Below are 23,999 nucleotides of genomic sequence, written 5' to 3' on the forward strand. Positions count from 1 at the left end.
CCTGTGAGCGGCTTGTTTATTACTTTGGAAGGCCCCGAAGGCGCGGGCAAGAGCACCAATCGCGACTACCTGGCCGCGCGCCTGCGCGAGCACGGCCTGGACGTGGTGCTGACCCGTGAGCCAGGCGGTACGCCGCTGGCGGAAAAGGTGCGTGAACTGTTGCTGACACCCAGTGACGAAGGCATGGCGGCCGACACCGAGCTGTTGCTGGTGTTCGCCGCTCGCGCCCAGCACCTGGCGCAGGTCATCCGCCCGGCGCTGGCCCGCGGGGCTGTTGTACTGTGTGATCGTTTCACGGACGCCACCTATGCCTATCAGGGTGGCGGGCGTGGTCTGTCGGTCGAGCGTATCGCGGTTCTGGAACAATTCGTCCAGGGCGACCTGCGCCCGGACCTGACCCTGGTCTTCGACCTGCCGGTGGAAGTGGGCCTTGCCCGCGCCGCCGCCCGTGGCCGCCTGGACCGATTCGAGCAGGAAGGGCAGGCGTTCTTCGAAGCGGTGCGCCAGGCGTACCTGCAGCGCGCCCAAGGCGCGCCACAGCGCTACAGCCTGCTTGATGCGGCACAATCCCTGGAGGCGGTGCAGCGTGACATCGACGTACTGCTGCCAGGCATTCTGGAGCGTTGCCGTGGCTGAGGCCTACCCTTGGCAGCAGGCGCTGTGGCAGCAACTGGCCGGTCGCAGCCGCCACGCCCACGCTTACCTGCTGCATGGGCCGCAGGGTATTGGCAAGCGGGCCATGGCCGAGCGTCTGATGGCGCGCCTGTTGTGCCAGCAGCCGCAGGGCCTGGACGCTTGTGGGGCGTGTAAGTCGTGCCTGTTGCTCAAGGCCGGCAGCCACCCGGACAACTTCGTCCTCGAGCCGGAGGAGGCTGACAAGCCGATCAAGGTCGACCAGGTACGCGAGCTGGTGGCCTTTGTGGTGCAGACCGCGCAGTTGGGCGGGCGCAAGGTGGTGTTGATCGAGCCGGTGGAGGCGATGAATGTCAACGCCTCCAACGCCCTGCTCAAAAGCCTTGAAGAACCTTCCGGTGATACCGTGTTGTTGCTGGTGACGCACCAGCCCAGCCGTCTGTTGCCGACGATCAAGAGCCGCTGCCAGCAGGTGGCCTGTCCGCAGCCCAGTCTGGCCCAGAGCCAGGCATGGCTGACTGGCGCGTTACCCGACTGCGACGAGGTCGAGCGCGATGAGCTGCTGACGCTGGCGGCAGGTTCGCCATTGATGGCGGTCAGCCTGCAGGCGCAGGGTGTGCGCGAGCAACGCGCGCTGGTGGCCGATGGGGTGAAGAAGCTGCTCAAGCAGCAGCAATCGCCGAGCCAGCTGGCCGATGCCTGGAGCGGTGTGCCGTTGTTGCTGCTGTTCGACTGGTTCTGCGATTGGTCGCACCTGATCCTGCGCTATCAGTTGACCCAGGACGAGGAAGGGTTAGGCTTGGCCGATATGCGCAAGGTCGTGCAATACCTGGCGCAGAAGAGCCGCCAGGCCAAGGTGCTGGAGGTGCAGGCATGGATCCTCGAACAGCGCCAGAAGGTACTGGGCAAGGCCAACCTCAACCGCGCCTTGTTGCTTGAATCGCTGCTGGCTCACTGGCTGCAACTGCCGGGTGCCCGCTGATTTTCCATTTTTCATGTGTGCCGTTATCCCATGCTCGTAGATTCCCATTGCCACCTCGACCGTCTTGACCTCACTGCTCACCAGGGCTCCCTCGATGCTGCCCTGCAGGCGGCGCGTGAGCGTGGGGTCGGGCATTTCCTGTGCATTGGCGTCAGTGCCGAGAATGCGGGTGCAGTGAAGGCGCTGAGCGAGCAGTACGCTGACGTCGACTGCTCGGTGGGCGTGCACCCGCTGGACCTGGCCCCTGGCGAAACCCCGGCGTTGGAATGGCTGTTGCGCGAATTGGCCCACCCGCATGTGGTGGCGATTGGTGAAACCGGGCTGGATTACCACTACGAGCCGGAGGCGGCAGAGCTGCAGCAGGCCTCGTTCCGCCTGCACCTGGAGGCCTCCAGGCAGACCGGCAAGCCGGTGATCGTGCATACCCGGGCGGCGCGTGCCGATACCCTGGCGCTGCTGCGTGAGGCCAACCTGCCGCAGGCTGGCGTACTGCACTGCTTTACCGAGGACTGGGACATGGCCAAGGCCGCGCTGGACCTGGGTTATTACATCTCGCTGTCGGGCATCGTGACCTTCCGCAATGCCGAAGCGTTGCGTGAAGTGGCGCGGCAGGTGCCTGTCGATCGCTTGCTGGTGGAGACCGATTCGCCGTACCTGGCGCCGATTCCGCATCGGGGCAAGCCGAACCTGCCGCAGTATGTGCGGGAGGTGGCGGAGTATGTGGCTTCGTTGCGTGGGGCCAGTTATGAGCAGTTGGCCGAGCAGACCACGGCCAACTTCAAGCGATTGTTCCCATTGGCGCGGGTGGCTTGAATTACCGGGTTTTAAGATTGTGTGAGGGGCACAAGGTGCCAGCCTCAACCCTTGCAGCGTCTGTCAGATCGAGCGCCGCCCGCGCGGCGCTTCGCGGGTAAACCCGCTCCTACGTTTGTTTCGGGCCAGTCCGTCCTGTGCCAGGCGCGCGCGACCGCCTTGTTTGTACGACGCGATATCGAGGCGTGCGCCAAGGCGTTCGCACGCAAATCCCACAGGCCTAATTGGCCCGAAACAAGCGTAGGAGCGGATTTACCCGCGAAGCGCCGCGCGGGCGGCGCTCTTCTGTGCCAGGCGCGCGCGACCGCCTTGTTTGTACGAAGCGATATCGAGGCGTGCGCCAAGGCGTTCGCGCGCAAATCTCACAGGCCTAATTGGCCCGAAACAAGCGTAGGAGCGGGTTTACCCGCGAAGCGCCGCGCGGGCGGCGCTCTTCTGTGCCAGGCGCGCGCGACCGCCTTGTTTGTACGACGCGATATCGAGGCGTGCGCCAAGGCGTTCGCGCGCAAATCTCACAGGCCTAATTGGCCCGAAACAAGCGTAGGAGCGGGTTTACCCGCGAAGCGCCGCGCGGGCGGCGCTCGATTCCACAGGCGCTGAAAATCTTGCGGCACGCACCTGACAGCCGTCACACCATTCTCCCCACAAAAACACAAAAAAAACCCGGGTTCTGGGGGAGGAATCCGGGTTAAGACCATTAGGAGTAAAACAAAGGTACGCGGTCCCTGAGCACCTTTATCGGCGCGCCACTGGGGGGGATGCGCCGCGCCAACACTTCAAGTATTGGTCAGGTTTGGCGCAGTGCCAGTGCATATTGGACGTTTTTTAAACAGATTTGGAATACGTCAACGTTTCGTTCCTCCCGCAGCGCATGGCCGTATGCATCGTGAAACATAGACATGCGTGGATGATCCGTGCAATTTCCCGCAAGTTAGGCATAATAAACCGCTTCGATTGTCATCCAGTCCTTCCCATGCAGAAAGAACCTCGTAAGGTCCGTGAGTTTCGCCGTCGCGAACAGGAAATCCTCGATACCGCGCTCAAGCTGTTTCTCGAGCAAGGTGAAGACAGCGTCACCGTCGAGATGATCGCCGACGCCGTGGGCATCGGCAAAGGCACGATCTACAAGCACTTCAAGTCCAAGGCGGAGATCTACCTGCGCCTGATGCTCGATTACGAGCGTGACCTGAACGAGCTGTTGCACTCGGCCGACGTCGACCGTGACAAGGAAGCGCTGTCGCGCGCCTACTTCGAGTTCCGCATGCGCGACCCGCAACGCTACCGGCTGTTCGACCGCCTTGAAGAAAAGGTGGTCAAGGGCAATCAGGTGCCGGAAATGGTCGAGCAGCTGCACAGCATCCGTGCCTCCAACTTCGACCGCCTGACCCAGCTGATCAAGGGCCGTATCAGCGAAGGCAAGCTCGAAGACGTGCCGCCGTATTTCCACTACTGCGCTGCCTGGGCGCTGGTGCACGGCGCTGTGGCGCTGTACCACTCGCCGTTCTGGAGCAACGTGCTGGAAGATCAGGAAGGCTTCTTCCAGTTCCTGATGGACATTGGCGTGCGTATGGGCAACAAGCGCAAGCGCGACCCGGAACCCTCGAACTGAGCATTTAGCGAAACGGCGTCGTGCGTCCTCTGCGCGGCAGTGCAGCCCGAAGCGTTTGGCTATCGTTTGGAAATTCGGCATTGCGCATTGGGGCTTGCAAAAACCTGATTTATGAGTCAGGTTTTGCCGGCCCCTTCATCCATGCCGGAGTCATTCATGATTGTCGATCGTCAAGGCAGGCGCTTTCGCAACCTGCGCGTCAGCCTGACGGCTGCCTGCAACTACGCCTGTACCTACTGCGTACCTGACGGAAAGCGGCTGGTGGCGGCGCAGGACGAGCTGTCGGCGGATGCCTTGGCCCGTGGCGTGGCCTATCTGATCGAAGCCGCCGGCATCGAGCGCCTGCGGATTACTGGCGGTGAGCCACTGGTCAGCCCGCGCCTGGATGCCTTTCTGGCTGCCGTGGCCAAACTCGACCTTGATGACGTCTCGCTGACCACCAACGGCCAGTTGCTGGCGCGCAAGTTGCCGCAACTGCAGGCGGCTGGGATTCGTCGGCTGAACGTTTCCCTCGACACCCTCGACCCGCTGGCTTTCCGCCAGATTGCCCGTGGCGGCGACCTGGGCACTGTGCTGGATGGAATGGAGCAGGCCAGCGCCCTGGGTATGCGAATCAAGGTCAACATGGTGCCGATGCGCGGGAAAAACCTTGATCAGGTACTGCCCCTGCTGGATTACTGCCTCGCGCGCGGCTTCGAGCTGCGCTTCATCGAACTGATGCGCATGGGCCACCTCTCTCACGATCGCAACGCCTTCCTCCAGCAGTTTGTAGGCCTCGACCAGCTGCTTGCGCTGATCGGCGGCCAGCATACCTACGCCCAGGTGAGTGCGCCGCTGGACGCCACTGCCATGCGTTACCACATCCCCGGCAGGGGCCACTTCGGCGTCATTGCCAACGAAAGCGTGCCGTTTTGCCGTACCTGCTCGCGGTTGCGCCTGTCTTCTACGGGCTGGCTGCATGGCTGCCTGTCGTCAGGTAACCGGCACTTCGTCGGCGACCTGCTGGAAAAACCGCGTCATCAGGCGCTGCCGGCCTTGCAGAGGTTGTTGGTCAAGGCTTTGGCTGACAAGCAGGACGTGGCCTTTTCCGGCGGCGTGACCGTCATGAAGGTGATCGGTGGCTGAAGCTGGCGCAAAAGCTGCATCCGCCGGCTATTCGCCGGTTTTTCGTCGCCGGCCACTGGAGGAAAGATGCGTAGCCTGGTCTTGCTGCTGGCGCTGATGGCGCTGGGCGGCTGCATGAATGTCAGCGATATGGGCGAAGGCGTCCGCTATCACATGAGCGATGCCGGTCTGCTGGACCACAGCGAAACCCGTCGCTCCTTGTCGATCCGCCTGCAGCCTGATTCGTTCATCTTCATTGGCCAGGGTGCATTCGTGCCGCCGGGCGAGGGGCCGGTGCCTCGGCAGAATGCAGTGGCCCAGCAGGCCTTCAAGAGCTTCGTCGAATACTTCCCGATGGTACGTCGCGCCCAGGGCCCGCTGGGCCTCGAAGAGGCCATCGCCCAGGCGCGCGCGGTGGGTGCGGACTACGTGTTGTACACGCGCTTCGCTCGTACCGACGATCGCATCGGCAATGGTGACGAGTGGTATGACGAGCAGGCCGTCGACCGCTTGGGCTGGGACACTGGCGTGGTGCAGATGATGCTGATCGAAACCAGTACCCGCTACCTGATCGACACTGCACGCATCAAGAGCCGTGGCGGTTTGTTGACGTTCCACGACAACACCCCGGAGGATTTGCTTGGTGCGCCGATGCGCGAGTACGCTCGTAGCCTTCTGGGCATGAGTGAATGAGGCAAGCGTGATGAGCGACTCCGGCAAGGCCAATGACCTTCTGGCGCAGATCCCCAAGGCCAAGGGGCTGCCGCCGGTGCACCTATGGAACCCGGAATTCTGTGGTGACATCGACATGCGCATTGCCCGCGATGGCACCTGGTACTACCTGGGCACGCCGATCGGGCGCAAGCCGATGGTGCGGCTGTTCTCTACCATCATTCGCCGCGACGGCGATGACTACTTCCTGATTACCCCGGTAGAGAAGGTCGGCATTCGTGTTGACGATGCGCCGTTCGTGGCCGTGTTGCTGGAAGTGCAGGGCGAAGGCGAGCAGCAGGTGCTGCGTTTTACCAGCAATGTCGAGGACCAGGTCGAGGCGGGGCCGGATAACCCCCTGCGGGTGGTGATCGACCCGCTGACGCAGGAGCCATCACCGTATGTGCTGATGCGCAGCAACCTGGAGGCGCTGATACATCGCAATGTGTTTTATCAACTGGTGGAGCTGGCGGTGCCGCATGTGATCGACGGGGAGGAATGGCTTGGGGTGTGGAGCCGGGGGGCGTTTTACCCGATTGGGCGCAGTGATTGAGGCCTCTGTTGGCGATGCCGGCTTCTTCGCGGGTAAACCCGCTCCTACGCCGGATCGGTGGTGGACACACATCGGTGGTTGAACACAGGCCGTCGTAGGAGCGGGTTTACCCGCGAAAGGGCCGGGCCTGCTGGCCAATCTCCGCCCGCCGTTCACCGTTGCTGGCCAATAATTCCAGCGCAACGAAAAAGCCCCCGGTTGCTTGCGCATCCGGGGGCTTCTTCAATGTCTGGCTCCGCGACCTGGACTCGAACCAGGGACCCAATGATTAACAGTCATTTGCTCTACCGACTGAGCTATCGCGGAATCTGCGCGTATCTTACTGATTGCCCGGGAGAAGTCAACCCACCCCCAGGCAAAACAATGAGTTACAGCACTTCCACGATCGCTTTGGTCACCACGTGGATGTTGCTCTGGTTCAGCGCGGCCACCGCGATACGGCCGGTGTCCAGGGCATAGATGCCGAAGTCGTTCTTCAGGCGGGTGACCTGTTCAACGGTCAGGCCCGAGTAGGAGAACATGCCGACCTGGCGGCCAACGAAGCTGAAGTCGCGGTTGGCACCGTATTCGGCCAGCAGCGATACCATCTGCTTGCGCATGCCGTGGATGCGCTCGCGCATTTCGGCCAGTTCGGTTTCCCACATCTGGCGCAGTTCTGCGCTGTTCAGCACGGTGGCAACAATGGTTGCGCCGTGGGTTGGCGGGTTGGAGTAGGTGGTGCGGATCACGCGCTTGACCTGCGACAGCACGCGGGTGCTCTCGTCCTTGGAGGCGGTGACGATCGACAGTGCGCCGACGCGCTCGCCGTACAGCGAGAACGATTTGGAGAACGAGCTGGAAACAAAGAACTCCAGGCCCGACTCGGCGAACAGGCGCACGGCGAAGGCGTCTTCGGCGATACCGTCACCAAAGCCCTGGTAGGCCATGTCGAGGAACGGCACGTGGCCCTTGGCCTTGACCACTTCCAGAACGTTCTTCCAGTCGTCCAGGTTCAGGTCGACGCCGGTCGGGTTGTGGCAGCAGGCGTGCAGCACCACGATCGAACCGGATGGCAGGGCGTTGAGGTCTTCGAGCATGCCCGCGCGGTTGACGTCGTTGGTCGGCGCATCGTAGTAGCGGTAGGTCTGCACCGGGAAGCCGGCCGATTCGAACAGCGCACGGTGGTTTTCCCAGCTAGGGTCGCTGATGGCAACCACGGCATTGGGCGAGAGGCGCTTGAGGAAGTCGGCACCGATTTTCAGCGCGCCGGTACCACCGACGGCCTGCACGGTGACCACGCGGCCGGCGGCCAGCAGTGGCGACTCGGCGCCGAACAGCAGCTTCTGCACAGCCTGGTCGTAGGTGGCGATGCCGTCGATCGGCAGGTAGCCGCGCGAAGCGTGCTGGGCGGCACGCTGGGTTTCGGCTTCGATCACGGCGCGCAGCAGCGGAATGCGGCCTTCCTCATTGCAATACACGCCTACGCCCAGGTTGACCTTGTCGGTACGTGGGTCGGCGTTGAATGCTTCGTTGAGGCCCAGAATAGGGTCGCGGGGTGCCAGCTCGACAGCGGAAAACAGGCTCATTGTTACCTTGGCTCTGATTGGAGTGTGATAGGGCGTACACGCTCCAGCCGAATGCACTGAAGCGGTGCACAAACGGGGAGTCAGTATAGTGATACCGATCGGTCACCGCGACACTCTGGCGCAGCTTTTGGGGCTATTTGCGCAAATATTTTTCGACCATTGGTCTAAATGCCGTGTCCACCGTTGCATGCGCCCACACCTGTGCCTTGAAAGCGCCCCCGAACGGGCGCATTTGGGTATAGACTACTGGCTAAATTTACAGCTGCTGCACCGCGAGGTCCTTCATGTCCGAGTTCCAGCTCGTCACACGTTTCCAGCCGGCTGGCGACCAGCCCGAGGCTATCCGCCAGTTGGTCGAAGGCATAGAGGCGGGGCTGTCGCACCAGACGTTGCTCGGGGTGACCGGTTCGGGCAAGACCTTCAGCATTGCCAACGTCATCCAGCAAGTGCAGCGCCCGACGCTGGTGCTGGCGCCCAACAAGACGCTGGCCGCCCAGTTGTACGGGGAGTTCAAGGCATTCTTCCCCAACAACGCGGTGGAGTACTTCGTTTCCTATTACGACTACTACCAGCCGGAAGCCTACGTGCCGTCGTCGGACACCTTCATCGAGAAGGACGCCTCGATCAACGACCACATCGAGCAGATGCGCCTGTCGGCGACCAAGGCGCTGCTGGAGCGGCGTGACGCGATCATCGTGACCACTGTGTCGTGCATCTACGGCCTGGGCAGCCCCGAGACCTACCTGAAAATGGTCCTGCACGTTGACCGTGGCGACAAGCTCGACCAGCGCGCGCTGCTGCGCCGCCTGGCCGACCTGCAGTACACCCGCAACGAAATGGACTTTGCCCGCGCCACCTTCCGGGTACGCGGCGACGTGATCGACATCTTCCCGGCCGAATCGGATCTGGAGGCCATCCGCATCGAGCTGTTCGATGATGAAGTGGAGAACATCGCCGCCTTCGATCCGTTGACCGGCGAGGTTTTCCGCAAGCTGCCACGTTTCACGTTCTACCCCAAGAGCCACTACGTGACCCCGCGGGAAACCCTGCTGGAAGCGGTGGAGGGCATCAAGGAAGAACTGAAGGAGCGTCTGGAATACCTGCACAAGGCCAACAAGCTGGTCGAAGCGCAGCGTCTGGAGCAACGCACCCGCTTCGATCTGGAGATGATCCTCGAGCTTGGCTACTGCAACGGCATCGAAAACTACTCGCGTTACCTGTCCGGGCGCCCGGCCGGGGCGCCGCCGCCTACCCTGTACGATTACCTGCCGCCCGATGCGCTGCTGGTGATCGATGAATCACACGTCAGCGTTCCGCAGGTCGGCGCCATGTACAAGGGCGACCGTTCACGCAAGGAGACACTGGTCGAGTACGGCTTCCGCATGCCTTCCGCGCTGGACAACCGGCCGATGCGTTTCGACGAGTGGGAGGATGTCAGCCCGCAGACCATTTTCGTTTCGGCCACTCCGGGCCCCTACGAGGCTGAGCATGCCGGGCGCGTGGTGGAGCAGGTGGTGCGCCCGACCGGGCTGGTCGACCCGCAGGTAGAGGTGCGCCCGGCGCTGACCCAGGTCGACGACCTGCTGTCCGAGATCCGCAAGCGTGTCGCGGCAGGCGAGCGAGTGCTGGCGACCACGTTGACCAAACGCATGGCCGAGGACCTCAGCGATTACCTGGCCGACCACGACGTGCGGGTACGCTACCTGCACTCGGACATCGATACGGTGGAGCGGGTGGAGATTATCCGCGACCTGCGCCTGGGCACCTTCGACGTGCTGGTGGGCATCAACCTGCTGCGCGAGGGCCTGGACATGCCCGAGGTGTCGCTGGTGGCCATCCTCGATGCGGACAAGGAAGGTTTTCTGCGTTCCGAGCGCTCCCTGATCCAGACCATTGGCCGCGCGGCACGTAACCTCAATGGCCGGGCCATTCTGTACGCCGATAACGTAACAGGCTCCATGCAGCGAGCCATCGACGAAACCGAGCGCCGCCGCGAGAAGCAGATCGCCTTCAACGAAGCCAACGGCATCGTGCCCAAGGGCGTGGTCAAGGACATCACCGACATCATGGAAGGTGCCACCGTGCCCGGTGCGCGCAGCAAGAAGCGCAAGGGCATGGCCAAGGCGGCGGAGGAGAGCGCCCGTTACGAGGCCGAACTGCGTACGCCGGGAGAGATCACCAAGCGCATCAAGCAGCTGGAAGAGAAAATGATGCAGTTCGCCCGCGACCTGGAGTTCGAAGCTGCGGCGCAGTTGCGTGACGAGATTGCGCAACTGAGGGAGCGGTTGATTAGCAGCTGAAGCCGGGCGCGGGCCCTGTGGGAGCGGGCGTGCCCGCGAAGAATTCAACGCGGTGGCTGGCACCGGCTGCGCCGGTGTTCGCGGGCATGCCCGCTCCCACAGGGACCGCATCTAATCTGTAATAGCCTCAATGGGCTTCCCCAGCCTTCAACCCTTCCGGCAACTTGCGGGTCATCAACACCGCCACCATGCTCACCGCCAACCCGATCCCGACAAAGTGGAAGGCATCGTTGTAAGCCATGATCAGCGCCTGCTGGTGGGTAATCTCGCTAAGTTTGCCCAGCGCCGCATTGTCATTGCCCAAGCGCTCCGCCAATTGCGCCAGCCGCTCAGCCACCTGTGGGTTGCTCGGCACCACCGATTCGCGCAGGTAGTCGAAGTACACCTTGGTGCGCGCATCCAGCAGGGTGGCCAGCAAGGCAATACCAATCGCGCCACCGAGGTTACGCAGAATATTGAACAGGCTCGACGCGGACCCTGCATCCTGTTGTTGGATATACGCGGTGGCAATCAGCGAGATGGTCACCATGATCATCGGCTGGCCCAGGGCGCGGATGATCTGGATATGGTTGAACTGCGGCCCGGCAAAGTCCGGGTTGAGCACCCCCGAACCGAAACTGGCAGCGCCGAACAGGCAAAACCCCAGCGCGCATAGTACCTTGGGCGATATCACCTTCATCAGTTGCGGCACCAGCGGGATCAGGAACAACTGCGGAATACCCATCCACATGATCACCTCGCCAATCTGCAAGGCGTTGTAACCCTGTACCTGCGCCAGGTACAGCGGTAGCAGATAGATCGAACCGTACAGGCCCACACCCATGCCCAGGCTGGCGATGCTCGACAGGCCAAAGTTGCGGTTGCCGAGGATACGCAGGTTGATCAGCGGGTGTGGCTTGGAAAACTGCAGGATGACGAAGGTGATCAGGCTGACCAGGGCAACGCTGCCCAGGCCGACGATCAGGTGCGACTCCAGCCAGTCCTTGCGATGGCCTTCCTCGAGAAACACCTGCAGGCAGCCCAACCCAAGGCCGAGCGTGACGATGCCGGCGTAATCGGTACTTTTCAGCAGCTCCCAGTGCGCCTCCTTCTTCTCAAGCCCGTATAACAAGCCGGCGATCATTAGCAGGCCCGGTGGGATATTGATGTAGAAGATGTATTCCCAGCCCCAGTTCTCGGTCAGCCAGCCGCCCAGGGTGGGGCCGATGGAGGGGGCAAAAGTGGCGGTCATGGCGAACATCGCCATGCCTTTGGCGCGGTGGTGCTCGGGCAGCTTGATCAGGGTCAGGGTGAAGGCCAGCGGGATCAGCGCGCCGCCGGTGAAACCCTGCAAGGCACGGAACAGGATCATGCTCTCCAGGTTCCAGGCCATCGAGCACAGCAGCGACGACAGCAGGAAACCGCCGGATACCCACACCGCCAGGCGCCGCGCCGACAACAGCTGCACCAGCCAAGCCGTCAGCGGGATCATGATGATTTCCGCCACCAGGTACGAGGTGGAAATCCATGAGCCTTCTTCCAGGGTCGCCGACAGAGCGCCCTGGATGTCCTTCAACGAGGAGTTGGTGATCTGGATATCCAGCACTGCCATGAAGGCGCCGAGCATCACGCTCATCACCGCGATCCAGTCGCGTCGGGTTGGCTCCGCCGTAGGGCGCAGCAGCTGGTCACCGGCCATTGTGGCCTTCGTCTTCGCTGCGCAGGTCGACGGTGGCGGTCACCGACATGCCGGGGCGAATACGCCCATGCAATGGGTTGTCGGCGTGGAACGTGAGTTTTATCGGGATACGCTGCACAACTTTGGTGAAGTTGCCGGTGGCGTTGTCCGGTGGCAGCAGGCTGAACTGCGCACCGGACGCGGCGAACAGGCTGTCCACCCGGCCTTCGATCGGTGTGTCGGGGTAGCTGTCGAACAACAGCTCCGCGCGCTGGCCGGGGTGCATGCGCCCGATCTGGGTTTCCTTGAAGTTGGCCTGCACCCAGATGTCTTCATCCGGCACGATCGACAGCAGGTAGGCGCCGGCCTGCACCACCTGGCCATTGCGCGCATTGCGCTGGCCGATGGTGCCGCTGATCGGTGCATGGATTTCGCAGCGGGTCAGGTTCAGTTCGGCCTGGGCCAGGTCGGTGCGGGCATTGGCGATTTGCGCATCGAGGCGCTTGAGCTCGGCGTTCAGGGCGGTGACCTGTTGGCGCTGGCTTTGCAGGTCGGCGCGGGCCTTGTCGACCTGGGAACCGGCGACATGGCTGTCCGCCGACAGGGTAGTGACCCGCTCTTCAGAGACAAAACCCGGTTTGCGCAGCTTCTCGGCGCGGCTCAGGTCCAGCCGCGAACGGTCGAACGTGGCCTGGGTCGCCGCCAATTGGGCCTGGCCGGCGGCAATCAGGCTGCCTTGCTGGGTGAGGCGGCTTTGCGCTTGTGCGTACTCGGCTTCGCGGGTGGCCAGGGCGGCACGGGCGCGTTCGACCGCCAGCTCGAAGTCGGCGGCTTCCAGGCGCACCAGCAGGTCGCCCTTGCTGACGTGCTGGTTGTCCTCGACCGGCACCGTTTCGATACGTGCGCCAAGCTGGCTGGAGATACGGGTGATCTCACCCTGCACGTAAGCGTTGTCGGTGCTCTCGTAGAAGCGGCCCTTGAAGTACCAGTGGCCCAGGAAGGCGAGGGCGATGATGGCCACCAGGGCGAAGAAGAGCGTCAGGCGGCGTTTGAGTTGGGCAGGCATGAGGACTATCGTTCCAGAAATGTAAACAAATTTAACAGCGGCACAGGGCCCGTCGACAAGTGACGTTCGCGCCATTGCTGGAGCCCGGTGCCCGCCTCCTGCTAACATCCCGCCTTTGTTTCATCTTTCGTTCGAGACTCTCCATGACCACCGTACGCACGCGTATTGCGCCATCGCCTACCGGCGACCCCCATGTCGGCACTGCCTACATCGCCCTGTTCAACTACTGCTTTGCCAAGCAGCACGGCGGTGAGTTCATCCTGCGCATCGAAGACACCGATCAGCTGCGCTCCACGCGCGAGTCGGAGCAACAGATCTTCGACGCTCTGCGCTGGCTTGGCATCGAATGGAACGAAGGCCCGGATGTCGGCGGCCCACATGGCCCTTACCGGCAGAGCGAGCGTGGCGAAATCTACGCCAAATACGCCAAGGAACTGGTAGACGCCGGCCACGCCTTCTACTGCTTCTGCACCGCCGAAGAGCTGGAACAGATGCGTGCCGAACAGCAGGCCCGCGGCGAAACCCCGCGCTACGATGGCCGTGCGTTGCTGATGAGCGCCGAAGAAGTGCAGCGCCGCCTGGACGCTGGCGAGCCGCACGTGATCCGCATGAAGGTGCCGAGCGAAGGGATCTGCGTGGTGCCGGACATGCTGCGCGGCGATGTCGAGATCCCGTGGGACCGCATGGACATGCAGGTGCTGATGAAGAACGACGGCCTGCCGACGTACTTCCTGGCCAACGTGGTCGACGACCACCTGATGGGCATCACCCACGTGCTGCGTGGGGAAGAGTGGCTGCCATCGGCGCCCAAGCTGATCAAGCTGTACGAGTACTTCGGCTGGGAGCAGCCCAAGCTGTGCTACATGCCGCTGCTGCGCAACCCGGACAAATCGAAACTGTCCAAGCGCAAGAACCCGACCTCGGTCACCTTCTACGAGCGCATGGGCTTCATGCCTGAAGCGATGCTCAACTACCTTGGCCGCATGGGCTGGTCGATGCCTGACGAGCGCGAGAAGTTCTCGCTGGCCGAAATGGTCGAGCACTTCGACCTGTCACGTATCTCGCTGGGCGGCCCGATCTTCGACATCGAGAAGCTGTCCTGGCTCAACGGCCAGTGGCTGCGCGAGCTGCCGGTAGAGGAGTTTGCCGCACGCCTGCAGAAGTGGGCGTTCAACAGCGACTACATGATGAAGATTGCCCCGCACGTGCAAGGCAGGGTCGAAACCTTCAGCCAGGTTGCCCCGTTGGGCGGGTTCTTCTTCGAAGGCGCGCTCAAGCTGGACGCCAAGCTGTTCGAAAGCAAGAAACTGTCGGCCGACCAGGTGCGCCAGGTGATCCAGCTGATCCTGTGGAAGCTTGAAAGCCTGCGTCAGTGGGAAAAAGAGCGCATCACCGGTTGCATACAGGCCGTGGTCGAAGCGCTGGAGCTGAAGCTGCGTGACGCCATGCCGCTGATGTTCGCCGCCATCACGGGCCAGGCCAGCTCGGTTTCGGTGCTGGACGCCATGGAAATCCTCGGCCCCGACCTGACGCGCTACCGCCTGCGCCAGGCCCTGGACCTGCTGGGTGGGGTGTCGAAGAAAGAAAACAAAGAGTGGGAAAAGCTGTTGGCTTCCATCGCCTGATTCAGCTTTGCACCTAACTTGTGGGAGCGGGCGTGCCCGCGAATGCAATGGTAAATTCAATACCGCATTCGCGGGCACGCCCGCTCCCACAGGCCAACTAAGCCCCAAAAAACCGAGGTAGGGCGGTAAGTGATTGTTATCTGTGAAAAAATTTTTGAATATTTTTCAAAATTAGTTTGACAGCCCTGCAATCCGAACTTAATATGCGCCCCGTCCACAGCGATGAACGAAAACGAAACGCCAGGCACCCAGCCAGCGATTCAGTTCAAAGCGACATTGTGGGGCTATAGCTCAGCTGGGAGAGCGCCTGCATGGCATGCAGGAGGTCAGCGGTTCGATCCCGCTTAGCTCCACCAAATTCCGCTTAGCAGCCAAGGCTGGTAAGCAAGACCGGGTCCAGCAACCGGGTCTTGAAGGTAAGAAGGTTCGTCCCCTTCGTCTAGTGGCCTAGGACACCGCCCTTTCACGGCGGTAACAGGGGTTCGAGTCCCCTAGGGGACGCCAGTTTTACACAAGCGATGTTTTTATGTCGCTGGGCCGCGAGGCTAGAAATCCGGGGCTATAGCTCAGCTGGGAGAGCGCCTGCATGGCATGCAGGAGGTCAGCGGTTCGATCCCGCTTAGCTCCACCAATTTTGCCGCGGTTCGCGTTAGCGGATCGGCACGAAGGTTACGTCCCCTTCGTCTAGTGGCCTAGGACACCGCCCTTTCACGGCGGTAACAGGGGTTCGAGTCCCCTAGGGGACGCCACTTTTCCTGCGTTTTGCAGGGCTTAAAAAGGCTCGTCGATTATTGATGAGCCTTTTGTTTCGGGGCTATAGCTCAGCTGGGAGAGCGCCTGCATGGCATGCAGGAGGTCAGCGGTTCGATCCCGCTTAGCTCCACCATTTCTGCCAGGGTTCACGCAAGTGGATCTTCGCGAAGGTTACGTCCCCTTCGTCTAGTGGCCTAGGACACCGCCCTTTCACGGCGGTAACAGGGGTTCGAGTCCCCTAGGGGACGCCACGTTTACCCGCGTTTTGCGGGACTTTAAAGGCTCATTCGCTTATTGAATGGGCCTTTTGTTTTTTCCCTCCAGCATTTTCCCCGACAAGCGGCCGCAGATTTTGCTTGCCAAAAAATATGATGAGAATAATATTTCGATCATCATATTTTGTTTGGTGCGTGCCAGATGAGCGACAAGAAGAGCAGAACCCGCGAACGCATTCTGGAGGCGGCGCGTAGTGCGCTGATCCAGCACGGCCCGGCCGAGCCCAGCGTCAGTCAGGTGATGGGCGCGGCAGGCCTGACCGTCGGCGGCTTCTATGCGCACTTCGACAGCAAGGACGAGCTGATGCTCGAAGCGTTCCGCCAGTTGTTGGGTGAGCGCCGTGCCTTGCTCGCCCAGATCGACCCCAATCTCGATGGCGCCGGGCGGCGAGCGCTGGCCGGGGCCTTCTACCTCTCGCGCAAGCACCGGGACTGCGAAGTACATGCTTGCCCGCTGCCTAACGCGTTGGGCGAAATGCAGCGCCTGCCGGAGGTCTTCCGCGAGGTGCTGGCCGAGCATATCGAGTTGATGACTGCCGCGATGGTCGACCGCCCTGAGGATGCCGACAAAGCGCTGGCCGACCTGGCCCTGATGGTTGGGGGGCTGGCGCTGGCCCGGGCCTTGGGGACCAGTGACCTGTCTGACCGTATTCTGCGCGCCGCCAAATCGGCGGTGCTTTAACCCTGGAGCATGGCGATGACCACCCTGAGCTGGATTCGCGGTGTCAATGGCACCTTGGGCCGCCTGGCCCCCGAGCATGTCGCGGGCAAGATGCGCCGTGCCTTCATGACCCCGCGCAACCTGCCGCCGCGGGATTGGGAGCTGCCTGTGCTGGCCAGCGCCGAGCGCATTACACTGCGCTTCGGGCTGTCTGCCTTGCGCTGGGGGCAAGGGCCGACCGTGCTGCTGATGCACGGTTGGGAAGGGCGCCCGACGCAGTTTGCCGCCTTGATCGAGACCTTGGTTCAGGCGGGGCATACGGTGGTGTCGCTGGAAGGGCCTGGGCATGGTCGTTCGCCTGGCGAGCAAGCGAATGTGGTGCTGTTTGCCCGGGCGCTGCTTGAGGCTGCGGCTGAGTTGCCGCCCTTGCGTGCAGTCATTGGCCATTCCATGGGTGGGGCGAGCGTGCTGCTGGCTTTGCAGATGGGGCTGCGTACAGAGGCGGCTGTCAGCATTGCAGCGCCGGCGCGGTTGCTCGGTGTGTTGCGTGGTTTTGCCCATCGCCTGGGGCTGCCAGCCCGGGCACGGGCAGCGTTCATTCGCCAGATCGAGCGCGATGTGGGCATGCAGATTGCGCGGCTGGATGTCACGGGTTACCAGCTGGAGCTGCCGGGGCTGGTGGTGCATGCTGCCGATGATGCTCTCGTGCCCGCAGATGAGGCACATGTCATCCACAAGTCCTGGTTCGACAGCCGGCTGATGCTGCTGGAAGAGGGTGGTCACCAGCGAGTGCTGGCCGACCCGCGGCTGAGTGAAGCCGTGCTCGAATTGCTGGCTCGGGCTGAAGCGGTTAGTGTCGGGGCGGCTTCAGCCGCGAACATCGGTATCGCCGCCGGTGCCATCCGCCGCGGTGTCTGATTCGCGGGCAAGCCCGCCCCTATAACGACTGCCTCAGGCCCACAGGGGCTGGACATTGCCCCGCAGATCGCTGCTAAATCGCCTTTTGCGCCAAGGAAGCGAAAATGAGCTGGGACCTGGCAACACCCTTCGTCATCGACCTGCGCGTCGGCAGCGAGGACATCGACGGCCTTGGCCATGCCAACAATGCCGTCTACGTCACCTGGCTTGAGCGCTGCGCCTGGCGCCACTCCCAGCGTCTGGGGCTGGACCTGGCCGAGTACCGGCGCCTTGACCGGGCGATGGCTGTGGTGCGCCACGAAATCGACTACCTGGCCGCCGCGTATGAAGACGACGAGCTGCAACTGGCCACCTGGATCATTGACTGGGACCAGCGCCTGCGCATGACGCGGCGGTTTCAGCTCAAGCGTCCGCGCGATGGTGTGACGCTGCTGCGCGCGCAAACCACCTTTGCCTGCATCGAGCTGTCCAGCGGCAAGCCCAGGCGCATGCCGGCGGAATTCGTCGAAGGTTACGGTCCGGCGCTGATCGGCGCCTGAGTGGCCGGCATTTTTTGTTAAACTGCCGGCTTTTTCCGCTGAGACCCCGACATGCAAATTGCCCTGGCCCCCATGGAGGGGCTGGTCGACAACATCCTGCGCGACGTATTGACCCGTGTGGGCGGTATCGACTGGTGCGTCACCGAGTTCATTCGCGTGTGCGACCGCCTGCTGCCGGCGTCCTCGTTCGACAAGCTGGCGCCTGAACTGCGTCAGGGCGCGCGCACGGCTGCCGGTGTGCCCATGCGCGTGCAATTGCTGGGTTCTGACCCGGTATGCCTGGCGGAAAACGCCGCACTGGCTTGCGAGCTTGGGGCGCCGGTGATCGACTTGAACTTCGGTTGCCCGGCAAAGACGGTGAACAAGTCGCGTGGTGGTGCGGTACTGCTCAAAGAGCCGGAGTTGCTGCACGCCATTGTGCGTGAAGTGCGGCGGGCGGTGCCGGCGAACATCCCGGTGACCTCGAAGATGCGCCTGGGCTTCGACAGCCCCGACGGGGCACTGGAGTGCGCCACGGCTTTGGCCGAAGGCGGTTCGGCACACCTTGTGGTGCACGCCCGGACCAAGGTTGAGGGCTACAAGCCGCCAGCGCACTGGGAGTGGGTGGCGCGGGTACAGGATGTGGTCAAGGTGCCGGTGTTCGCCAATGGTGAGATCTGGACGGTCGATGACTGGCGGCGTTGCCGCGAGGTCAGTGGCGCTGAAGACATCATGCTCGGGCGTGGGCTGGTATCGCGCCCGGACCTGGGCCTGCAGATTGCGGCGGCGCGGGACGGGCGCGACTATCAGCCGATGAGCTGGCAGGACTTGTTGCCCCTGTTGCGTGAGTTCTGGCGCCAGGCCCAGGCCAAATTGTCGCCGCGTTATGCGCCGGGGCGGATGAAGCAGTGGCTGGCGATGCTGACTCGCAGTTACCCTGAAGCGGTGGTGTTGTTTGCCGAGTTGCGCCGGGAAGATGACTGCGCGCGGATCAGCCGGTTGCTGGGGGTAGAGGCTCAAGCCTTGGAGGCTTGCGTCGCCTGAGCAGGTCGCTGGTACTGCACCTGTAGGAGCGGGTTTACCCGCGAAAGGGCCGGCCCTGCTGGCCAATCCCCACCCGCCGTTCACTGTTGCCGCCGCTACCGTATTCGCGGGTAAACCCGCTCCTACGCAGATTGGTGGTGGACACACCTCGGGGGTTGGACACAGGCCGCCGTAGGACCGGGTTTACCCGCGAAGAGGCCGGGCCTGCTGGCCAATTACCACCCGCCATTCACCGTTGCCGCCGCTACCGCATTCGCGGGTAAACCCGCTCCTACGCCTGATCGAGGATGGACACAGGTCGGTGGCTGGGCACAGGCCGCCGTGTAGGAGCGGGTTTACCCGCGAAAGGGCCGGGCCTGCTGGCCAATTTCAACCATCCGTTCACCGTTGCCGCCGCTACCGTATTCGCGGGTAAACCCGCTCCTACGCCGGATCGAGGGTGGACACAGGTCGGTGGTTGGGCACAGGCCGCCGTGTAGGAGCGGGTTCACCCGCGAAAGGGCCGGGCCTGCTGGCCAATTTCCACCCGTCGTTTACCGTTGCTGCCGCTACCGTATTCGCGGGTAAACCTGCTCCTACGCCGGATCGGTGGTGGACACAGGTCGGTGGTTGGGCACAGGCCGCCGTGTAGGAGCGGGTTCACCCGCGAAAGGGCCGGCCCTGCTGGCCAATTACCCCCGCCGTTCACCGTTGCCGCCACTACCGTATTCGCGGGTAAACCCGCTCCTACGCCTGATCGAGGATGGACACAGGTCGGTGGCTGTGCACAGGCCGTGTAGGAGCGGGTTTACCCGCGAAAGGGCCGGCCCTGCTGGCCAATCCCCACCCGCCGTTCACTGTTGCCGCCGCTACCGTATTCGCGGGTAAACCCGCTCCTACGCCTGATCGAGGATGGACACAGGTCGGTGGCTGTGCACAGGCCGTGTAGGAGCGGGTTTACCCGCGAAAGGGCCGGCCCTGCTGGCCAATCCCCACCCGCCGTTCACTGTTGCCGCCGCTACCGTATTCGCGGGTAAACCCGCTCCTACGCCGGATCGGTGGTGGACACAGGTCGGTGGTTGGGCACAGGCCCCGGTAGGAGCGGGTTTACCCGCGAAGAGGCCGGCCCTGCTGGCCAATTACCACCCGCCGTTCACCGTTGCCGCCGCTACCGTATTCGCGGGTAAACCCGCTCCTACGCCGGATCGGTGGTGGACACAGGTCGGTGGCTGGGCACAGGCCGTGTAGGAGCGGGTTCACCCGCGAAGAGGCCATCAAACCCCGTGCAAAAAAATCAAATTTTTTCTGTTTGCCCCTTGAAAGCGTTTCCCTCGGCCATATCTTTTGAGTACGCGATGCCGAAGCCGGGTCGCGTAATGACTTACTTGCTGAATCTCAGGAGTTTATGACCATGACTACTGCTTTCTCTCTTGCTCCACTGTTCCGTCATTCCGTTGGTTTCGACCGTTTCAACGACCTGTTCGAATCCGCGGCACGTAACGAGGCCGGTAGCAGCTACCCGCCCTATAACGTGGAAAAGCATGGCGATGACCACTACCGCATCGTGGTTGCTGCAGCCGGTTTCCAGGAAGAGGACCTCGACCTGCAGGTCGAAAAAGGTGTCCTGACCGTGACCGGTGGCAAGCGCGACAATAACGCCGCTGAAGTGACCTACCTGCACCAGGGTATCGCACAACGCGCCTTCAAGCTGTCGTTCCGCCTGGCAGATCACATCGAAGTGAAGGCTGCCGGCTTGGCCAATGGCCTGCTCAGCATCGACCTGCTGCGCATCGTGCCTGAAGAAGCCAAGGCCAAGCGCATTCCGATCAATGGTGAAAAACCAGCGCTGAACTGATCGAGCTGCAATGAAAAAAGGGCACCTCCAGAGGTGCCCTTTTTCGTGCTTCTCACGCGTGCGCGGCCGTCATGCGATCAGTAATCTGCCGGCGCCTCCAGCAACATCTGCCGAAACTCCGGTAACGGTAATGGCCGGCTGTGCAGATAACCCTGGTAAAGATGGCACCCCAGCCGCTCGAGAAACGCCAGCTGTTCGGTCAGTTCTACCCCTTCGGCAATCACCGCCAGGTCCAGGCTGCGCGCCATGGCGACAATGGCGCGGACAATTTCTGCGTCGTTGGGGTCGACCGGTGCATCGCGTACGAAGCTCTGGTCGATCTTCAGCGCATCGACCGGCAGGCGCTTCAGGTAAGTCAGCGAGGAATAGCCGGTGCCGAAGTCATCCATGGCAAAACTCACCCCGTAGCGCTTCAGCTCGCGCATCTTGCTGATGGTGTCTTCCAGGTTCTGTATGACGATGCCTTCTGTGATTTCCAGCGTCAGCATCTGCCGCGGCAGGCGGTAATCGTCCAGGCTGCGCAGCACCCGCCCGACAAAGTCGTTCTGGCGGAACTGTCGCGGGCTTATGTTCACGCACAGGTTGAAATCATCAGCGTCGATCAGCCCGTCGGTCAGCATGCGGGCGCAGGCGTCGCAGGCTTCGTCGAGAATCCAGCTGCCAACTTCAAGGATCAGGCCACTTTCTTCCAGTACCTGGATGAACTGCGAGGGCGGTTGCTGACCCAGTTGCGGGTGGTGCCAGCGCAACAGTACTTCGGCACCGACGATGCGGTTGTCGCGGGCATCCACCTGCGGCTGGAAGTGCAGTGCCAGCTCGCCACGGGCCAGGGCCAGGCGCAGGTCGTTTTCCATGCGCAGGCGCTCGCTGGCGGCCTTCTGCATGGTGGTGTGGAACAGCTGGGTGGTGTTGCGACCAGAGTCCTTGGCCCGGTACAGGGCGATATCGGCACGCTTGAGCAGGTCGGCCGGTGTGGTGCCGTGGTCGGGGATCAGCGCCACGCCGATGCTGGGCGTTACCTGCAGGCGCTGGCCATCCAGTGACATTGGCTCGGCCAGCAGTTCGCGCAGGGTGTCGGCCAGCTCGCGCACTTTCTCTTCCACGTGTTCGCGGCTCCCTTCCAGGCCACTGAGCAGCACCACGAATTCGTCGCCCCCCAGACGCGCCACGGTGTCCTCCAGGCGCACGCTGGCCTCAAGGCGGGCGGTGATGATCTTCAGCACGGTGTCGCCCACCGGGTGGCCCAGCGAGTCGTTGATGTGCTTGAAGTGGTCGAGGTCGAGGAACAGCAGGGCGCCACGCAGGTTATGGCGCTTGAGCAGGGCGATCTGCTGGCTCAGGCGGTCCATCAGCAAGGCGCGGTTGGGCAGGTTGGTCAGCGGGTCGTGATAGGCCAGGTGGCGTATCTGCGCCTGGGCGTTCTTCAGCTGGCTGACGTCGCGGGCGGTCAGCAGCAGGCAATCCACTTCGTTGAGGGTGATCGGTTCCACCGAAACCTCGACCGTGAGGATATCGCCACGCTTGTTGCGCCCGAGCATCTCGCGGTGGTGTACCCGGCCGCGCTCGCGCAACTCGGCCAGCAGCGCGCTGCGCTGCTTGTCGTCGGCCCAGATGCCGATCTCATACACCGTGTGGCCGATCACTTCATCAGTGCTGTAGCCGGTCAGGCGGCAGAAGCCGTCGTTGACCTCCAGGTAGCGGCCGCTGTGGCGTTCGGTGATGGTGATGGCGTCGGGGCTGGAGTGGAAGGCCTTGGCGAACTTCTCCTCGCTGGACTTCAGCGCGGCTTCGGCGCGTTGTTGCTGGGTGATGTCGCGCAGGGTGGTCACGCTGCAGGGCTGGTCGTCGACGGTGATCAGGCGGCTGGAAATCACACAGGTCAGCGGGTCGCCATTGCGGTGGTTGAGTACCACGGCGACGTTGCTCAAGGCCTGTTCGCGGATCACCTGCTCGATACGTTTCGCGCGCTCGACGGACTCGGCCCACAGGCCGATTTCCTCGGCGGTACGCCCAAGCACCTGCGCGCTGCTCCAGCCGAAGGTCTGGGTGAACGCCGGATTGATCTCGATGAACTGGCCAGTGTCCTGGCGGGTGACGCAGATCGGGTCGGGGCTGACCTGGAACAGGCTGGCAAACTTCTCTTCCGAGGCGCTCAGGCGCTGTTCGCGCTCCACCTGATCGGTGATGTCGAGCAAGGTGCCCGCCATGCGCAGGGGGATGCCCTGGTCGTCGCGGTACAGCCGCGCGCGGCTTTCGATGTAGCGTGAAGTGCCGTTTTCCAGCTGCACCCGGTAGGTGATCTGATAGTTTCCGGCGGGCCCTTCGCGCAGGCTACGGTAGGCTTGTCGCATCGAGTTGCGCTCGTGCTCCGGCACGCCCTCGAAGAACGCATCGAACGATTCATGAAAGGGGATGGGCGGCAAGCCATGCAGCTGCGCGGCGCGGGCCGAGCCGTAGAGCATGCCGCTTGGGATGTGCCAGTCCCAGGTGCCAAGTTGCGCCGAGTCCAGGGCCAGGTCCAGGCGCTCCTGGCTGTCCTTCAGGGCCTGCTCGGCGCGCTTGCGTTCGGTGGTGTCGACGAATGTACTGATCAGGAAGGTCACGCCTTCCAGCTCGATGCCCTGGGTGCACAGGATGCCGTCATGCACCTTGCCGCTGGTTGCGCGGAATTGCACCTCCATGATCAGCGGGCCGCCGTTGGCGCGGGTCGACTCCACTATCTGGTGGCGCTGTTCGGGGTTGACCCACAGGCCCAGTTCCAGGCTGGTCTTGCCGATCACCTGGCTGCCGGGCCAGCCGAACATGTCTTCGAAGTGCTGGTTGACCTCGAAGATCATGCCGTCGTGGCGGCGGGTCAGCAAAATGGCGTTGGGGCTCAGGTGAAACAGCGTGGCGAAGCGCTTTTCCGAATTGATCAGCGCCGTTTCCCGCTCGCGCTGGCGGGTGATCTCGCGGATCACACCGATCATCTGCGGTCGGCCGTGCGGGTCGCGGGTCAGGCTGCCGTTGATCTCCAGCCAGTGCAGGCTGCCGTCCGGCCAGCGGATACGGTGGCGCATGGCCTGCTCCACCGGCTCGCCGTTGAACACTGCCTGGAACATCTGGCGCGTGCGGGCGCGATCCTCCTCGGGCAGCAGGTCGAGGTAATCGATATCGGCGGGCAGTGGCCGCTGTGGATCGAAACCGAACAGGGCCTGGGTACCCCGCGACCAACTGACCCTGCCGCTTTCGATATCCCATAGCCAGGCACCCAGGTGCGCACCGTTGAGCGCTGCCAGCAGTTGCGGGGCGTTCTGCCAGGCCTGCTCGGACTCCTGGGGATCAGCTGCGGGTATTCGCGGCAGGCGCAAAAAGCGGTTTGCTGATTTGGGCATTGGT

18 protein-coding genes and 7 tRNA genes are annotated in these 23,999 nt (G+C 62.8%); 20 read left to right on the top strand and 5 right to left on the bottom strand.

The window, feature by feature from the left end; all coding sequences use genetic code 11:
* The first annotated feature begins 3 nt into the window (after positions 1–3).
* The 7 genes from tmk (at position 4) to C4Q27_RS19685 (ending at position 6,405) form a co-directional block, all read left to right on the top strand.
* A complete protein-coding gene (tmk, locus tag C4Q27_RS19635; protein WP_020192642.1) occupies positions 4–636 on the top strand; it encodes a dTMP kinase in 633 nt (210 codons plus the stop codon).
* Complete coding sequence (locus C4Q27_RS19640; protein WP_104887229.1) at positions 629–1,615, top strand: DNA polymerase III subunit delta'; 987 nt, start codon at positions 629–631, stop codon at positions 1,613–1,615. Before tmk ends, C4Q27_RS19640 begins: the two co-directional genes overlap by 8 nt.
* Positions 1,616–1,645: 30 nt before the next feature.
* Positions 1,646–2,428 (top strand): TatD family hydrolase, encoded by a 783-nt coding sequence (locus C4Q27_RS19645; protein WP_064491346.1) that lies wholly within the window; start codon positions 1,646–1,648, stop codon positions 2,426–2,428.
* 973 nt (positions 2,429–3,401) lie between these two features.
* Complete coding sequence (locus tag C4Q27_RS19670) at positions 3,402–4,037, top strand: TetR/AcrR family transcriptional regulator (protein ID WP_003247170.1); 636 nt, start codon at positions 3,402–3,404, stop codon at positions 4,035–4,037.
* Between the two features lie 156 nt (positions 4,038–4,193).
* Positions 4,194–5,162 (top strand): GTP 3',8-cyclase MoaA, encoded by a 969-nt coding sequence (locus tag C4Q27_RS19675; RefSeq protein ID WP_104887230.1) that lies wholly within the window; start codon positions 4,194–4,196, stop codon positions 5,160–5,162.
* Between the two features lie 66 nt (positions 5,163–5,228).
* Positions 5,229–5,834 (top strand): DUF4823 domain-containing protein, encoded by a 606-nt coding sequence (locus tag C4Q27_RS19680; RefSeq protein ID WP_020193440.1) that lies wholly within the window; start codon positions 5,229–5,231, stop codon positions 5,832–5,834.
* 10 nt (positions 5,835–5,844) lie between these two features.
* Positions 5,845–6,405, top strand: coding sequence for a DUF1285 domain-containing protein (locus tag C4Q27_RS19685; RefSeq protein WP_020193441.1), 561 nt, complete (start codon positions 5,845–5,847; stop codon positions 6,403–6,405).
* 230 nt (positions 6,406–6,635) lie between these two features.
* On the opposite strand, the gene C4Q27_RS19690 is transcribed toward C4Q27_RS19685, so the two are convergent.
* Positions 6,636–6,711, bottom strand: a tRNA-Asn gene (locus C4Q27_RS19690).
* Between the two features lie 62 nt (positions 6,712–6,773).
* Positions 6,774–7,970, bottom strand: a complete 1,197-nt coding sequence (locus C4Q27_RS19695) for an amino acid aminotransferase (protein ID WP_010952990.1) — start codon at positions 7,968–7,970, stop codon at positions 6,774–6,776.
* A gap of 284 nt (positions 7,971–8,254) precedes the next feature.
* Here C4Q27_RS19695 and uvrB point away from each other — a divergent pair, with 284 nt between their 5' ends.
* Positions 8,255–10,270 (top strand): excinuclease ABC subunit UvrB, encoded by a 2,016-nt coding sequence (gene uvrB / locus C4Q27_RS19700; protein ID WP_010952992.1) that lies wholly within the window; start codon positions 8,255–8,257, stop codon positions 10,268–10,270.
* A 127-nt stretch (positions 10,271–10,397) separates the two neighbouring features.
* Here the strand turns inward: uvrB and C4Q27_RS19710 are convergent, their stop codons facing one another.
* Together C4Q27_RS19710 and C4Q27_RS19715 are read right to left on the bottom strand one after the other, a co-directional pair.
* Positions 10,398–11,888 carry an MDR family MFS transporter gene (locus C4Q27_RS19710; RefSeq protein WP_177410042.1) on the bottom strand — a complete coding sequence of 497 codons (1,491 nt, stop codon included), beginning with the start codon at positions 11,886–11,888 and terminating at the stop codon, positions 10,398–10,400.
* Positions 11,889–11,937: 49 nt separating this feature from the next.
* Entirely contained in the window at positions 11,938–12,993 is a 1,056-nt protein-coding gene (locus tag C4Q27_RS19715; RefSeq protein ID WP_049586797.1) for an HlyD family secretion protein, read from the bottom strand.
* A gap of 143 nt (positions 12,994–13,136) precedes the next feature.
* Here C4Q27_RS19715 and gltX point away from each other — a divergent pair, with 143 nt between their 5' ends.
* The 12 genes from gltX to C4Q27_RS19785 all read left to right on the top strand — a co-directional run bounded on the left by gltX (position 13,137) and on the right by C4Q27_RS19785 (position 20,621).
* On the top strand, positions 13,137–14,618 hold the full coding sequence (gltX, locus tag C4Q27_RS19720; RefSeq protein ID WP_010952995.1) for a glutamate--tRNA ligase: 1,482 nt from the start codon (positions 13,137–13,139) through the stop codon (positions 14,616–14,618).
* A 280-nt stretch (positions 14,619–14,898) separates the two neighbouring features.
* A tRNA-Ala gene (locus C4Q27_RS19725) sits at positions 14,899–14,974 on the top strand.
* Positions 14,975–15,046: 72 nt separating this feature from the next.
* Positions 15,047–15,122, top strand: a tRNA-Glu gene (locus C4Q27_RS19730).
* A gap of 51 nt (positions 15,123–15,173) precedes the next feature.
* Positions 15,174–15,249 (top strand) — tRNA-Ala (locus tag C4Q27_RS19735).
* A 42-nt stretch (positions 15,250–15,291) separates the two neighbouring features.
* Positions 15,292–15,367, top strand: a tRNA-Glu gene (locus tag C4Q27_RS19740).
* 61 nt (positions 15,368–15,428) lie between these two features.
* Positions 15,429–15,504: transfer RNA gene (locus C4Q27_RS19745), tRNA-Ala, on the top strand.
* 42 nt (positions 15,505–15,546) lie between these two features.
* Positions 15,547–15,622 (top strand) — tRNA-Glu (locus tag C4Q27_RS19750).
* A 166-nt stretch (positions 15,623–15,788) separates the two neighbouring features.
* Complete coding sequence (locus C4Q27_RS19755) at positions 15,789–16,328, top strand: TetR/AcrR family transcriptional regulator (RefSeq protein WP_104887233.1); 540 nt, start codon at positions 15,789–15,791, stop codon at positions 16,326–16,328.
* A gap of 15 nt (positions 16,329–16,343) precedes the next feature.
* Positions 16,344–17,225 carry an alpha/beta fold hydrolase gene (locus C4Q27_RS19760; RefSeq protein ID WP_020192857.1) on the top strand — a complete coding sequence of 294 codons (882 nt, stop codon included), beginning with the start codon at positions 16,344–16,346 and terminating at the stop codon, positions 17,223–17,225.
* 104 nt (positions 17,226–17,329) lie between these two features.
* Positions 17,330–17,764, top strand: a complete 435-nt coding sequence (locus tag C4Q27_RS19765) for a thioesterase family protein (protein WP_003247186.1) — start codon at positions 17,330–17,332, stop codon at positions 17,762–17,764.
* A 51-nt stretch (positions 17,765–17,815) separates the two neighbouring features.
* Positions 17,816–18,787, top strand: coding sequence for a tRNA-dihydrouridine synthase (locus tag C4Q27_RS19770; RefSeq protein WP_104887234.1), 972 nt, complete (start codon positions 17,816–17,818; stop codon positions 18,785–18,787).
* 1,390 nt (positions 18,788–20,177) lie between these two features.
* Positions 20,178–20,621: an Hsp20 family protein gene (locus tag C4Q27_RS19785; RefSeq protein WP_064490839.1), complete on the top strand. Its 444-nt coding sequence runs from the start codon at positions 20,178–20,180 to the stop codon at positions 20,619–20,621.
* 77 nt (positions 20,622–20,698) lie between these two features.
* Here the strand turns inward: C4Q27_RS19785 and C4Q27_RS19790 are convergent, their stop codons facing one another.
* A complete protein-coding gene (locus C4Q27_RS19790) occupies positions 20,699–23,995 on the bottom strand; it encodes a bifunctional diguanylate cyclase/phosphodiesterase (protein ID WP_020192543.1) in 3,297 nt (1,098 codons plus the stop codon).
* Positions 23,996–23,999 lie beyond the last annotated feature (4 nt).

The organism is Pseudomonas sp. SWI36, from assembly GCF_002948105.1.
GTDB classification, from domain to species: domain Bacteria; phylum Pseudomonadota; class Gammaproteobacteria; order Pseudomonadales; family Pseudomonadaceae; genus Aquipseudomonas; species Aquipseudomonas alloputida.

Excerpts from the sequence above, each read along its gene's own strand:
- C4Q27_RS19790 (WP_020192543.1), bottom strand. The coding sequence starts at position 23,995 with ATGCCCAAATCAGCAAACCGCTTTTTGCGCCTGCCGCGAATACCCGCA.
- C4Q27_RS19685 (WP_020193441.1), top strand. The coding sequence starts at position 5,845 with ATGAGCGACTCCGGCAAGGCCAATGACCTTCTGGCGCAGATCCCCAAG.
- C4Q27_RS19715 (WP_049586797.1), bottom strand. The coding sequence starts at position 12,993 with ATGCCTGCCCAACTCAAACGCCGCCTGACGCTCTTCTTCGCCCTGGTG.
- C4Q27_RS19765 (WP_003247186.1), top strand. The coding sequence starts at position 17,330 with ATGAGCTGGGACCTGGCAACACCCTTCGTCATCGACCTGCGCGTCGGC.
- C4Q27_RS19680 (WP_020193440.1), top strand. The coding sequence starts at position 5,229 with ATGCGTAGCCTGGTCTTGCTGCTGGCGCTGATGGCGCTGGGCGGCTGC.
- C4Q27_RS19675 (WP_104887230.1), top strand. The coding sequence starts at position 4,194 with ATGATTGTCGATCGTCAAGGCAGGCGCTTTCGCAACCTGCGCGTCAGC.
- C4Q27_RS19695 (WP_010952990.1), bottom strand. The coding sequence starts at position 7,970 with ATGAGCCTGTTTTCCGCTGTCGAGCTGGCACCCCGCGACCCTATTCTG.
- C4Q27_RS19645 (WP_064491346.1), top strand. The coding sequence starts at position 1,646 with ATGCTCGTAGATTCCCATTGCCACCTCGACCGTCTTGACCTCACTGCT.
- C4Q27_RS19755 (WP_104887233.1), top strand. The coding sequence starts at position 15,789 with ATGAGCGACAAGAAGAGCAGAACCCGCGAACGCATTCTGGAGGCGGCG.
- C4Q27_RS19670 (WP_003247170.1), top strand. The coding sequence starts at position 3,402 with ATGCAGAAAGAACCTCGTAAGGTCCGTGAGTTTCGCCGTCGCGAACAG.
- C4Q27_RS19770 (WP_104887234.1), top strand. The coding sequence starts at position 17,816 with ATGCAAATTGCCCTGGCCCCCATGGAGGGGCTGGTCGACAACATCCTG.
- uvrB (WP_010952992.1), top strand. The coding sequence starts at position 8,255 with ATGTCCGAGTTCCAGCTCGTCACACGTTTCCAGCCGGCTGGCGACCAG.
- C4Q27_RS19785 (WP_064490839.1), top strand. The coding sequence starts at position 20,178 with ATGACTACTGCTTTCTCTCTTGCTCCACTGTTCCGTCATTCCGTTGGT.
- gltX (WP_010952995.1), top strand. The coding sequence starts at position 13,137 with ATGACCACCGTACGCACGCGTATTGCGCCATCGCCTACCGGCGACCCC.
- C4Q27_RS19760 (WP_020192857.1), top strand. The coding sequence starts at position 16,344 with ATGACCACCCTGAGCTGGATTCGCGGTGTCAATGGCACCTTGGGCCGC.